Below are 12,455 nucleotides of genomic sequence, written 5' to 3'. Positions count from 1 at the left end.
GAAATTGCGGCTCGTCCCGGCGCGGGTCGGCGGGCTAGGCTCGCCGCCATGACGGAAAAAGAGCAATTTCCCCGCTGGCAGGCCCTGGCGCTGATCTCCGCGTTGTCGCTCATCTGGGGCTACAATTGGGTCATGATGAAGGTGGCGGTGCATGACGCGCCACCCTTCGCCTTTGCGTCGCTGCGCTTCCTGGGCGGGGCGATCGTCCTTCTGGCGACCTTCAAGCTGATGGGGCGCGACCTCAAATTGCGCCAGATGCTGCGGCGCTGGCCGACCGTGCTCATGGTCGGCTTTTTCCAGACCGCCTGCTGCTTCGGCTTCATCACCTGGGCCATTTCGACCGGGACCGCCGGCCGTGCCGCCGTGCTTAACTACACCATGTCGGTCTGGGTGCTGCTCTTCTCCGTGGCCTTCCTCAAAGAGAAGGTGCCGGCGGCGCAATGGGTGGCGGCGGCGGTGGCCGTCGTCGGCATCGGCTGCATCGTCTTCGCCGGGGGCAAGACGGGCGACCTCTTCAATGTCGGGCTTGGTCTTGCTGCCGGTTTGACTTGGGGCATCGGTGTCATCATCACCAAGCGGGCGATGAAACATGGGAGCCCCGGCGAGCCGCCGCTCGATACCATGGCGCTCACGGCTTGGCAGATGCTGGTCGGTGCAATCTTCCTGACCGTCGTCGCCTTGCTGGTGCCGGAACCGCCGATCAACTGGACCCCGGCCTTCATCGCGGCGATCCTCTACAATATCGGTCCGGCCACCCCCTTGGCCTATGTCATCTGGTTCACGCTCATCAGCCGGCTGAGTGCGGGGCTCGCCTCGCTCGGCATCATGCTGACGCCGCTTCTCGGCATTGTCCTCTCCGGCCTGCAACTGGGTGAGAGGCCGGGGCTTGTCGAAGGGGTGGGGATGGGGCTTATCCTGTTGGCGATTGCCGGATTGGGATGGGCCAGCGGCCGACAGGCCCGCAAACTGCGGGCGAACTGACGGCGCTCGCCCGATTGGGGGGCGCTTGAGGATCATGCATCTGGCCGAGCTCGGCCTTATAGCCGGAGGGCTTCTCGTCACCTTCCTTCTCGCTCAACCCGCCGCTGCCGAGGATGCCAAGGCCGTTGCCGATCTGGAACAAGCGGCGGTGAATGGCTTGCTGGCCGGCGAATATGGCGCAGCCGATGAGAAGATCCGTGCCGCCATCGCCATCGCCGACAATGACAGTTTCAACCGGCTGGCGCTGCTCCAGGGGCTTATCGCCCAGCGCATGGGGGGCGACGGGCGCAGCTTGATGGGGGCCGCCATCGCTGCCCACGAAAGCAATGCCTGGCCGCGGCCGGTCATCGCCTATCTGCTGGGGGCGCGCAAACTGCAGGATGTTGCGGACGAGATCCGCCGTTCCGGCAACATGTTCGAGGTGAAGCGCCAGCAAATCTGCGAACTGTCCTTCTACGCTGGCACATTCGCCGCTGCGGACGATGAGAGGAAGTTCGCCCAGCGCCTCATCGACAAGGCGGTCCAGGCCTGCGATCCCGGCACGCCGCTCGCCACCCTGGCGCAGGCGGAAGACACTGCCCTCAAGACCCAGCCCTGACCTTCGCGCCGGTTGATTCGCGATTCCTCCATCGAATGTCGACATTCCAGTATTTACAACTAAAAGATGCTTGTTCATTGTCTGGAACATATAGGCAACATAAATGAGGAAGGCATGCGACGGCCAGCGAACAACAATGGAGAAGAGGTTGGCGCAGGTTCAAGCTGCAATCTCGGGGCGCCCAATTCGCCGAAGCGGCGCTTTCTGGCGGCCGCGATGATGATCCATACCGCTGATGAGATGTTCGCGGACGGCAATGTCGGCGGTGCGCTCCAAGCCTATCAGCAGGCGATCGGCATCTGTCCGCCTTGCCGGGCGCGCGCCGATTTCCGGCTGCTCTTCGCCTCACATTTGTTCGATGCGGGATTTGTCATCCCCGCCGTTGCGGAAGCCGAGGGGGCTCTGCTGGAAGATTGTTCATATCACAACGAGGCGCATCGCTATCGGTCCTTCGCGCTGGCCGCGCAAGGGCGCTATGGCGAGGCGCGGCAGGCACTGGCTGCTGCGGCCGATGCCGGCGAGGATGCAGCCTTTGCCGCGCAGTACGCGCTTGTTCTCGCTCTTGCCGATGCGGGGCTCGGTCCAACGTTGGCGCTCGCGGAGACGTCGCGCGACCTTGCCGAGAGCAGCGCCGAATATCGCTGCCGCCTGGCCCTCATGCGCGCGGAGTTGCATCGGTTGGACGGCAATCGCGCGGCACTCGCCGCGTGTCTTGATCTCGCCTTGGCCGAGGATGGGGAGCCGGGACCTGAACTCGCTTTGTGGCTGGGGATGCTCGATCGCTATCTCGGTCGCACCACCCCGCGCGACGCGGTACTCGCTGCCTTTGCTGCAGCGCCTGAGGAATGGCCAAGCCTCGCCTGGCTCTATCTGCAAGAGGCGGCGGATGGCACGGATCTCGCGGCGGCACTGGGTCAGCTTTCGATCACAAGGCGGGCCGAGAACCGCGCCATCGTCGACCGATTTCAGGGCCTGATGCAGGAAATGCAGGGAAACCGGCAAGAAGCCGCCGCTGCCTATCGCCGCGTCTGCACGGAACCCCATGTCCGCTGGTGCGCGGACTGGCATATCGCGATGCAGGATCTGGCGCGCCTGGAGATATCTGTCTCCTAAGCGGCGCTATTCCCTGAGCGCTTCTAGTCCCTGAGCGGATCTATTCCCTGACGGCGAAGGGGCTGAAATGGGTGTTCGTGTCGTAGACGTCGATACCCTCGGCCCGCTTCAGCTTATTGACGATGAGATAGGTGAAGGGTGTCGCCAGAGTCTCGTAGCCGACCTTGAAGAGCCATTGGTTGAGGATGACGGCGGCGAGCAGCTCGTTCGGCCAATCGCCATAGAAGGCGATGGTCAGGAAGATCGCCGTGTCGCAACCCTGGCCGAAGAGCGTGGAGCCGATGGTGCGGGCCCAGAGGAAGCGCCCCTTGGTCCAGACTTTCATCTTGGCAAGGATGTAGGAATTGACGAACTCGCCCACCAAATAAGCGGCGAAGGATGCGGCGAGGATGCGCGACTGGCTGCCCAGGATCGCTTCATACGCGGCCTGATCGCCCCAGCTGGGATCGGAGGGCAGCGCCTGCCCCAGCGTGATCGCTGCCACGGCAAAGAGATTGCAGCCGAAGCCGATCCAGATGGCGCGGCGGGCGCGGGCATAACCGTAGACCTCGGTCAGCACGTCGCCGAGGATATAGGTGATGGGGAAGATGAGGTCCGCCGCCTGCAGCGAATAGCCGAAGATATTGATCGCTTTCACGGCGATGACGTTCGAGATGATGAGGTCGGTCACGAACAGGGCGACCACGACCACGAACAGGGTCGAATGGCGGTTGGAAAGCGCGCCTGGGCTGGTGGCGGTCATCGCGGTCTTCTTTCGGAAATGCTGGATTTTCCGGGGTTATAGCGCCCGGCTGCGCCAGCGCCAAGCGGCGATTTTGGTGGCGGGCGCCCGTCCCGCTGGCTAAAAACCGGCCCATGCGCCTCTCTGATTTCGACTTCGACCTGCCCCCCGACCGCATCGCTCTCCACCCCGTGGAGCCGCGCGACGCGGCGCGGTTGCTTCATGTCCAGGGGCACGGTCTTTCCGACAGGATCGTGCGCGATCTCCCCGATCTGCTGCGGGAAGGTGATGTTCTGGTCTCGAACGACACGAAGGTCATCCCCGCCCAATTGGAAGGCAGAAGGGGCGAGGCCAGGATCGAAGTCACGTTGCTGACTGAGGTCCCCGCGCAAAACAGCGACAAAAATACGGTTAATTGGTGGGCCTTCGCCCGGCCGGGGAAGAAATTGCGTCTCGGCGAAGAAGTCGCTTTCGCGCCGGACTTCAGGGCGATCGTCCGCGAGAAGGCCGAGGACGGCCAGGTCCGGCTCGATTTCGGGACCGACGAGCCGACCTTCGGCGCGAACCTGGCGCGGCATGGCTGGATGCCGCTGCCGCCCTATATCCGGAAATCGCGCGCGGTCGAGCGGCGGGACGATGCCGACTACCAGACCATTTTCGCCGCGCGCGAAGGTGCCGTGGCCGCACCCACGGCGGGCCTGCACTTCACGCCGGATCTGCTGGCGCTTCTGACCGCGAAGGGGATCGAGCAGCAGCGCGTGACGCTCCATGTCGGCGCCGGCACCTTCCTGCCGGTGAAGGTCGACGATGTCGCCGCCCACAAGATGCATGCCGAATATGGCGAGGTCAGCGCCGCCACGGCGGAGGCCGTCAATCGCGCCCGAGCCGATGGGCGGCGTATCGTCGCCGTGGGTACCACCAGCCTGCGGCTTCTTGAGAGTGCCGCCAGGGCAGGCAGGCTTTTGCCCTTTGCGGATTCCACCGATATCTTCATCACGCCTGGTTTCAAGTTTCAGATCGTCGACTTGCTCATGACCAATTTCCATCTGCCGAAATCGACCCTCTTCATGCTGGTCTCCGCCTTTGCCGGGCGGGAACGCATGAAAGCGGCCTATGCCCACGCGATCGCTGAAGGCTATCGCTTCTTCTCCTATGGCGATGCCTCGTTGCTGGAGCGTGACGCATGAGCGGGAAATTCGACCTCATCACCACCGACGGCAAGGCACGGCGCGGGCGTATCCATACCGCGCACGGCATCGTCAACACGCCGGCCTTCATGCCGGTGGGGACCGCTGGCACGGTGAAGGCGATGCTCCCGGAATCGGTGAAGGCGACCGGGGCCGAGATCGTGCTCGGCAACACCTATCATTTGATGCTGCGGCCAGGGGCCGAGCGTGTCGCAAGTTTCGGCGGCCTGCACAAATTCATGAACTGGCCGGGGCCGATCCTGACTGACAGCGGCGGCTTCCAGGCGATGAGCCTGTCGGATCTGCGCAAGATCAACGAGAACGGCGTCGAGTTCCGCTCGCATATCGACGGCTCCAAGCACATGCTGACGCCCGAGCGCTCGGTCGAGATTCAGGATCTCCTCGATTCCAATATCACGATGGTGCTCGATGAGTGCACCGCTTTCCCGGCAACGCCTGATGAAGCGGCATCGTCGATGCGCCGCTCGATGCGCTGGGCCGAGCGTTGCCGCAAGGCCTTCCGCGACCGCGACGGTTATCTCCTCTTCGGCATCGTGCAGGGCGGCATCTATCCGCATTTGCGCGAGGAATCGGCCAAGGCGCTGACCGCCATCGGCTTCGACGGCTATGCCATCGGGGGCCTTGCCATCGGCGAGGGGCAGCAGCAGATGTTCAGCGTCCTCGACTACACGCCGGATTTCCTCCCCGTCGACAAGCCCCGCTATCTGATGGGGGTGGGCAAGCCCAGCGATCTTGTCGGCGCCGTCGCCCGCGGCATCGACATGTTCGATTGCGTGATGCCGACGCGCTCGGGCCGAACGGGCCTGGCGCATACGCGCTATGGCGATCTCAATATGCGCAACGCCCGCCACGCGACGGATGATCGGCCGATCGACCCCTTGTGCAAATGCCCGGCCTGCACTTCCTATGTGCGCGGCTATATCCACCATCTGATGAAGACCAAGGAGATCCTGGGGGCGATGCTGCTCACCTGGCACAATCTCCATTATTATCAGGAACTGATGCAGGGCATGCGGTCCGCCATCGAGCAAGGCGTGCTAGCGGCCTTCACGGAAGATTTCCATCGCCAACAGGCGCTGGGCGATATCCCGGCTTGAAGGAGAAGAAGATGGCGAAGAAAGCGGCATATGCGGGGCTGACCCAGCTCGGCGCCAAGGTAGAAACCGCCGCCTCGCCGGAAGTGGCCGTGCTGGAGCGCGTGCCCAACCCGCATCCCCGCACCGTCTATGTGGCGCGTTATACGGCCCCGGAATTCACCTGCCTCTGCCCGGTGACGGGGCAGCCTGATTTTGCGCATCTCGTCATCGACTACGTGCCGGACAAGTGGCTCATCGAATCAAAATCGCTGAAGCTCTATCTGACCTCGTATCGCAATCATGGCGGCTTCCACGAAGGAACGACCATCGATATCGCGAAGAAGTTCATTGCCGTCGCCAAGCCGAAATGGTTGAGGATCGGCGGCTATTGGTATCCGCGCGGCGGCGTTCCGATCGACGTCTTCTTCGAACATGGCAAGCGGCCGAAGGATCTGGTCATCCCGGATCAGGGCGTCGCCCCTTATCGCGGGCGCGGCTGAGGCATGGACCGGGCGGACATCAAGGCCGCCATTCGTGCGCAGGCGCTGGCGGTGGGGTTCGACGCCGTGGGCTTTGCGCCGGCGCAGCTAGCTGCCGAGACGCGCCAGCACCTCAAGGACTTCATCGCCGCCGGCCGGCATGGCGACATGGGCTGGATGGTCGAGAAGGCCGACCGTCGCGGCGATCCCAAAACCCTGTGGCCGGATGCGCGGAGCGTTGTCGTCCTCGGTCTCAATTACGGCCCCAGCGGTGACCCGCTCGCTATTCTCAATGAGCGCGATGCCGGCGCCATCTCGGTCTATGCGCAGAACCGCGACTACCATGATGTGGTGAAGAAAAAGCTGAAGGAGGTGGGGCGCTGGATCGCCGCCACCTGGCAATGCGAGATCAAGGTCTTTGTCGACACGGCGCCGGTGATGGAAAAGCCGCTCGCCATGCTGGGCGGGATCGGTTGGCAGGGGAAGCATACCAATCTGGTCTCGCGCGATTTCGGGTCCTGGCTGTTCCTGGGCGAGATCTACCTCGCCCTCGATCTGGCACCCGACGCGGCGGAGGAGGATCATTGCGGCGCCTGCCAGCGCTGTCTCGATGCATGCCCGACGGCAGCCTTCCCGGCGCCCTATCAGCTCGATGCGCGGCGCTGCATCTCCTATCTCACCATCGAGCATGACGGGCCGATCCCGCATGAGCTTCGGCCGCTGCTGGGCAATCGCATCTATGGCTGCGACGATTGCCTCGGCGTTTGTCCCTGGAACAAGTTTGCGCGAGCGACGAAGGAGTTGCCGCTCATGGCGCGGGCCGATCTCGCCGCGCCGCGCCTTGCCGCGCTTGCACGTCTCGACGACGCGGCCTTCCGCGCTCGTTTCTCCGGATCGCCCGTCAAGCGGATCGGCCGGGATAGGTTTGTGCGAAACGTCCTCATCGCCATCGGCAACAGCGGCGACGGGGCGTTGAGGGTGGTTGCGGAGAGCCTCATCGACGATCCGGCACCCGTCGTGCGGGGGGCGGCGGTCTGGGCATTGGCCCGGCTTTCGGAGGCAGACCAGTTTGCTGCCGCGCGCGATCGATGGCTGGAACGGGAAAGCGATCCCAACGTTATGGCTGAGTGGAACCACGTCAACCACTCTCTATAGATCTTCCAGAAAACACCCGATCTCATTGTGGTAAAGTAATAATTCGATATCAGCTTTGCTTGAGAGGCAAGGCTGGTGTGCCTTTCCGAGATTGACGCGGGAAAGTTTCCTTACCTATCCTTAACCAAAATGACAGTGCCGGTCGCGGGATGGGCGCCGGCATGTTTGAGGGGGTGGGCGATGCTTTTTGCCAAACTCTTGCGTGCCGGCATTCGACAGGGTCGACTGGCAGTCATTGATCACCGAGGCCACCGCGAGGAGTTCGGTAGCGGTTCGCCGGCGGTGGCGCTGCGCCTCCATGACCCGAAACTTGGCTGGCAATTGGGACTCAATCCCTGGCTGCGCGTGGGCGAAGCCTATATGGATGGCTCCCTCACCATCGAGGAAGGGACGCTCTACGACTTCATCGAAATCGCGATGAAGAATACGCAAGGGCTCACCAGCCTCAGATGGCAGAAGGCTTTCAGCATTCTCAATCGTCTGCTGCGCTGGTGGCATCAGCACAACCCGATCGGCACGGCGCAGCAGAATGTGGCGCACCATTACGATCTCAGCCGCAAGCTCTTCGAGCTCTTCCTCGATGAGAGCATGCAATATTCCTGCGCCTATTTTCCAACACCCGGCACCGCACTGGCGGATGCGCAACAGGCCAAGATGCGTCACATCGCCTCGAAGCTGATCCTGAAGCCGGGTCAGAAGGTGCTCGACATCGGCTGCGGCTGGGGTGGCCTTGGCATTTATCTCGCCAAGACCGTCGGCGTGGAGGTGATCGGAGTGACACTCTCGAAGGAGCAGCACGAGGTTGCCTGCGCCCGCGTCAAGGCGGCGGGCCTCGAAGACCAGGTCGAGTTCAGGCTGCAGGATTACCGCCTGGTGCCCGAACGTTTCGACCGTATCGTCTCAGTCGGCATGTTCGAGCATGTAGGCCTCAAGCACTTCCCGGAATTCTTCGCCAAGGTGGAGCAGTCGCTGGTCGAGGGCGGCGTCGCCCTGCTGCATGCGATCGGCCGGCGCGATGGGCCGGGCCATACCAACCCGTGGCTCAGGAAGTACATTTTCCCGGGCGGTTATTCACCGGCCCTGTCCGAAGTGCTGCCGGTGGTCGAGCAAACGGGACTTTGGGTCACCGACATCGAGATCCTGCGCCTTCACTATGCCGAGACGCTCAAGGCCTGGCGGGAGAATTTCGAGGCGAACCGCGCCGAGATCCGCGCACTCTATGACGAACGCTTCTGCCGCATGTGGGAGTTCTATTTGGTCGGCAGCGAGCTATCGTTCCGCCACGACTACAACATGGTCTTCCAGATGCAGCTGGCGCGCGGCATCGAGGCCGTGCCGGTGACGCGCGACTATATGTTCGATTGGGAACGTGCCGAGGCGGCGCGGCCGCGGGCGCAAATGGTCCGGAACAGCGACCGGGCTGCCGAATAAGAGCTTAGTCCGGGCTGTGTGCCCCTGCTCGCAGTACCGAGCCTTCGGGCAGGCTGATGACGATGCGCGTGCCTTTGCCCACTTCGCTCTCGACCTCAAGCGCACCGCCGTGGCTCTGCACCAGCTTGCGGCTGATATAGAGGCCGAGGCCACTGCCGCCATATTTGCGGCTGTAGGCGGCTTCGCCTGAGCGGAAGGGCTGGCCGAGATCGTGCAAGATATCGGGCGGAATGCCAGGGCCGGTATCGCTGACGATGATGCGCAGGCCCGGCTCTCTCGCATCGACGCGAATGTTGATGCTGCCGCTGCCCGGCGTGAACTTTGCGGCATTGCCGACGATGTTGAGAACGACCTGCCGGATGCTGCGGGTATCGACCAGGATTTCCGGGCAATCCGGTTCGATGTCGATGCCGATAGGGGCCGCGTCGGGAAAGGCGTGGCGGACGAGATCGACCTGTTCGGCCAAATTGGCAGCGAGCGGGAACCGCTGGCGATTGAGCTTGGCGGTACCTGATTCGATGCGGCCCACGTCCAGGAGATCGTTGATGAGTTCAAGGAGCTGCCGACCGCTGCGATGGATATCGCGCGCATATTCGCGCGTCTTCTCCGGGTTGAGCAGAATCTGGTCGATCGCCTCGGAAAAGCCGAGAATGGCGTTGAGCGGGGTTCTGAGCTCGTGGCTCATGTTGGCAAGGAATTCGGATTTGGCGCGGCTCGCCGCCTCGGCCTTTTCCTTTTCTTCGATCAGGGCCTCATAAAGCTGCTTGCGCTGGATGGCGATCGCGGTCGAGGCGGCCAAGCGCCAGGCGATGCTGAGTTCGCGCTGGGCGGGACGATGCGTGTGGCGGTGATAGGTGGCAAAGGTGCCGAGCACGGCGCCGCCTTTTGACTTCAGCGGGATCGACCAGCAGGCGCGCAGCTCATGTGGCAGTGCGATGCCTTTGTAGTCGGCCCAGAGGGGATCGGTCGCGATATCCTCAACGACGACGGTCTCGCCGGTGTAGGCCGCCGTGCCGCACGAACCGACATTGGGACCGATCGGCGCGCCGTCGATCGCTGCGCTGTAGGCCTTGGGGAGGTGCGGTGCTGCACCATGCATCAGGTGCTTTCCATCGCGCGACACGAGCAGGACCGAGCACAGGGCTTCGTCCAACACGCTTTCAAGCGCGCGGCAAGCCAGATCAAGAATGTCCGGCAAAGGTACATCTTCGACGATTGCGCGCAGGATTCGCTGTTCGGCATCCTTGAGCGCTTCTTCCTGCTTGCGCTCCGCCATCAGCTCAATCAGCTCGGAACTCGACGCCATTCTTTGCCGCCCCGCTGCACCGGTGAAATCGGTATTGACCGCGTTTCCCGCGTACCTACCGGTGTTCTGTTTTTTTTAGATTTCGACCATGTGACAGCTTAGGCATGTGCATCCTGCACATCTGCAGAAAGCACCGAATGCCGCGCTATTCTTCGGTTGCAGCACTGAGTAATGCATGGCGCTGCAATCAACAAGAGCGGTTAATGGTGAAAAAACTGTTAACGGATAGTATTCATTGTTAACGGATACTTCCCTCACACTGGCAGTGACACAAGCGCCGTCAAACCTGCAATTGTGCCGTCAGTTCTTGTACGATTGTGCAGATTAAGACTGCCGCCCTGCGCCAAAATGGCGCTGCGGGCGATGGCAAGACCGAGCCCGGTGCCTCCCGAATCGCGGTTGCGCGAGGCCTCGATGCGATAGAAGGGGCGGAAGACGCGCTCCATCTCGGAAGCGGGAATGCCGGGGCCGGAATCATCGATTCTGATCTCGAACACCGGGACGCCGTCCTGATCCTTGCTGCGCGCGAGGGTCACTTGTGCGTCGTTGCCATATTTGACTGCGTTGTCGATAAGGTTGGCGATGGCGCGTTTCAAAGCCAGCGGTTGGGCGTTGATTTCCCACGGGCCGGCACCGGCGATGCCAAGGCGCATTTGCGGCTGGTGTTCGCCGGCTTCCTTGACCAGCGCGCGCAGATCGAGCGTCTGGCGCGGTTCCGGATTGCCTTCCTCGCGGGCGAAGGCGAGGGTCGAACCGATCATCAGCTCCATCTCGTCGAGATCCTTGAGGAGCTTCTGGCGCGCCGTCTCGTCGTCCATGAACTCGGCGCGCAAACGCAGACGCGTGATCGGTGTCTTGAGGTCATGCGAGATCGCCGCGATCATCTGGAGGCGGTCTTCGATGAGGCGGCTGATACGGCCCTGCATGCGATTGAAGGCACGGGCGGCCCGGCGCACTTCACCCACACCTGTCTCGGGAATCTCCTGTGCCGAGCCAGAGCGGCCGAGGGCCTCAGCCGCGGCAGTGAGCCGCTCAAGCGGTCGCATCAGGCGCAACAGGGCGTAGAGGCAGAGGCCGAGCACGGCGATGATCGCCGCGACGGTGAGGCCGAGAAGCTGCGGCGACGCCCAAGGGAGGCTCGCCACCATCGGGAATTCGAAATTGAGCCAAGTGCCGTCGGTGAGACCGACCGCGACACGGACAGGCACCAAGGCGGCAGCACGCTCCTTTTCGCTGGGCTCGCCGGTACCGACGCGGACTTCCTGCCAGTTGATGCCTTTCAGGCGATCGACCACCGCTTTGGCGAGCGGTGCCAACTCGCGCGGCGCGTCGGCGGTTGCGACCAGCGGGCGGTTCGATATGCGCGCGTCGAGCGAGGGGCCGCTCATTGCATCGGCAACGCCCTGCCGCAGGGCCGGGGTCGTATGTCCCAGAAAGACCGCAAGAGCGGCGATCCGCTCGGCCGCGCGCTGATCCTCAAGCCGCAGCAACACTTCATTGCGGTTGAGATTGTGCAGCAGCATCGTCACCGCTTGGCTGGCCATGACACCAGCCACGAGGATGAGAAGCAGCCAGGCGAGGATGCTGTCGGGGAAGAAGCGCCGCGTCATGCCGGATGGTTTTCCCGGCTGACCTTGGCGGCGAACATGTAGCCGCCGCCGCGCACCGTGGTGATGAATTTCGGCTGCGCGGGGTCGGCTTCGATCTTGCGGCGCAGGCGACCGATTTGCACGTCGATGCTGCGGTCGAAAGGTTGCGCCGCGCGCCCCTTGGTGAGATCTAGCAGCTGGTCGCGTGAGAGAACGCGCTGGGCCCGTTCGGCGAGCGCCACGAGTAGGTCGAACTCGCCCGTCGACAATTCAACCTCGCCGTCGGGCCCGTGGACACGGCGCGCCGACAGGTCGACGCGCCAATTGTCGAAGACCAGCATCGGCACGGTCTCGCCGCCGCTGTTTTCATCAAGGCTGCTCCCGTCCATCCCGCCCCGGCGCAGGACGGCGCGGATGCGGGCCAGCAGCTCGCGCGGCGAGAAGGGCTTGGGCAGGTAATCGTCGGCACCCATCTCCAGCCCGACGATCCGGTCCGTCTCCTCGCCGGCCGCTGTCAGCATGATGATAGGGATACGCGAGAGCGACGTGTTGCGCTCGGCCCGCAGCTGGGCACAAAGCTGCAGCCCCGTTTCGCCCGGCATCATCACGTCGAGAACCAGAAGGTCGATCTTCGCGTCCGCCAAGACGCGCCGCATGTCCCGCCCGTCCGCTGCCTGGCTGCAGCGGAAACCGTGCTTTTCCAGGAAGCGGGAAAGAAGGTCGCGGATTTCGCGATCGTCGTCGACGATGAGGATATGCGGTGTCTTGTCGGCCATGGATCAGATTTATCTACGCTTT

The 12,455-nt window shown here is 63.1% G+C and carries 12 protein-coding genes; 8 read left to right on the top strand and 4 right to left on the bottom strand.

Going from position 1 to position 12,455, the window contains the following annotated elements; translation table 11 throughout:
* The first annotated feature begins 48 nt into the window (after positions 1-48).
* The 3 genes from ACE3PP_RS17170 (at position 49) to ACE3PP_RS17160 (ending at position 2,692) form a co-directional block, all read left to right on the top strand.
* Positions 49-981, top strand: coding sequence for a DMT family transporter (locus tag ACE3PP_RS17170; RefSeq protein WP_374384424.1), 933 nt, complete (start codon positions 49-51; stop codon positions 979-981).
* Positions 982-1,015: 34 nt separating this feature from the next.
* A complete protein-coding gene (locus ACE3PP_RS17165) occupies positions 1,016-1,579 on the top strand; it encodes a hypothetical protein (RefSeq protein WP_374384423.1) in 564 nt (187 codons plus the stop codon).
* 114 nt (positions 1,580-1,693) lie between these two features.
* Positions 1,694-2,692: a hypothetical protein gene (locus ACE3PP_RS17160; protein ID WP_374384422.1), complete on the top strand. Its 999-nt coding sequence runs from the start codon at positions 1,694-1,696 to the stop codon at positions 2,690-2,692.
* Positions 2,693-2,732: 40 nt separating this feature from the next.
* Here the strand turns inward: ACE3PP_RS17160 and ACE3PP_RS17155 are convergent, their stop codons facing one another.
* Complete coding sequence (locus ACE3PP_RS17155; protein WP_374384421.1) at positions 2,733-3,434, bottom strand: queuosine precursor transporter; 702 nt, start codon at positions 3,432-3,434, stop codon at positions 2,733-2,735.
* Positions 3,435-3,547: 113 nt separating this feature from the next.
* Here ACE3PP_RS17155 and queA point away from each other — a divergent pair, with 113 nt between their 5' ends.
* The 5 genes from queA (at position 3,548) to ACE3PP_RS17130 (ending at position 8,762) form a co-directional block, all read left to right on the top strand.
* Positions 3,548-4,600 (top strand): tRNA preQ1(34) S-adenosylmethionine ribosyltransferase-isomerase QueA, encoded by a 1,053-nt coding sequence (queA, locus tag ACE3PP_RS17150; RefSeq protein ID WP_374384420.1) that lies wholly within the window; start codon positions 3,548-3,550, stop codon positions 4,598-4,600.
* Positions 4,597-5,718 (top strand): tRNA guanosine(34) transglycosylase Tgt, encoded by a 1,122-nt coding sequence (gene tgt / locus ACE3PP_RS17145; RefSeq protein WP_374384419.1) that lies wholly within the window; start codon positions 4,597-4,599, stop codon positions 5,716-5,718. Before queA ends, tgt begins: the two co-directional genes overlap by 4 nt.
* An 11-nt stretch (positions 5,719-5,729) precedes the next feature.
* Entirely contained in the window at positions 5,730-6,197 is a 468-nt protein-coding gene (queF, locus tag ACE3PP_RS17140; RefSeq protein ID WP_374384418.1) for a preQ(1) synthase, read from the top strand.
* Positions 6,198-6,200: 3 nt separating this feature from the next.
* Entirely contained in the window at positions 6,201-7,331 is a 1,131-nt protein-coding gene (queG, locus tag ACE3PP_RS17135; protein ID WP_374384417.1) for a tRNA epoxyqueuosine(34) reductase QueG, read from the top strand.
* A gap of 180 nt (positions 7,332-7,511) precedes the next feature.
* The gene (locus ACE3PP_RS17130) at positions 7,512-8,762 is read left to right on the top strand and encodes a class I SAM-dependent methyltransferase (RefSeq protein ID WP_374384416.1); all 1,251 of its coding nucleotides are present in this window, start codon (positions 7,512-7,514) and stop codon (positions 8,760-8,762) included.
* 4 nt (positions 8,763-8,766) lie between these two features.
* On the opposite strand, the gene ACE3PP_RS17125 is transcribed toward ACE3PP_RS17130, so the two are convergent.
* From ACE3PP_RS17125 to ACE3PP_RS17115, 3 genes are all read right to left on the bottom strand, one after another.
* Positions 8,767-10,068: an ATP-binding protein gene (locus ACE3PP_RS17125; protein WP_374384415.1), complete on the bottom strand. Its 1,302-nt coding sequence runs from the start codon at positions 10,066-10,068 to the stop codon at positions 8,767-8,769.
* A 254-nt stretch (positions 10,069-10,322) separates the two neighbouring features.
* A complete protein-coding gene (locus ACE3PP_RS17120) occupies positions 10,323-11,678 on the bottom strand; it encodes an ATP-binding protein (protein WP_374384414.1) in 1,356 nt (451 codons plus the stop codon).
* Positions 11,675-12,433 carry a response regulator gene (locus ACE3PP_RS17115; RefSeq protein ID WP_374384413.1) on the bottom strand — a complete coding sequence of 253 codons (759 nt, stop codon included), beginning with the start codon at positions 12,431-12,433 and terminating at the stop codon, positions 11,675-11,677. Before ACE3PP_RS17115 ends, ACE3PP_RS17120 begins: the two co-directional genes overlap by 4 nt.
* Between the last annotated feature and the right edge of the window lie 22 nt (positions 12,434-12,455).

It is taken from the genome of Dongia sp., from assembly GCF_041910485.1.
Classification (GTDB): Bacteria; Pseudomonadota; Alphaproteobacteria; order Dongiales; family Dongiaceae; genus Dongia.
Note: the sequence above shows the minus strand (reverse complement) of the source record. Positions and strands in the feature narration are given on the sequence as shown.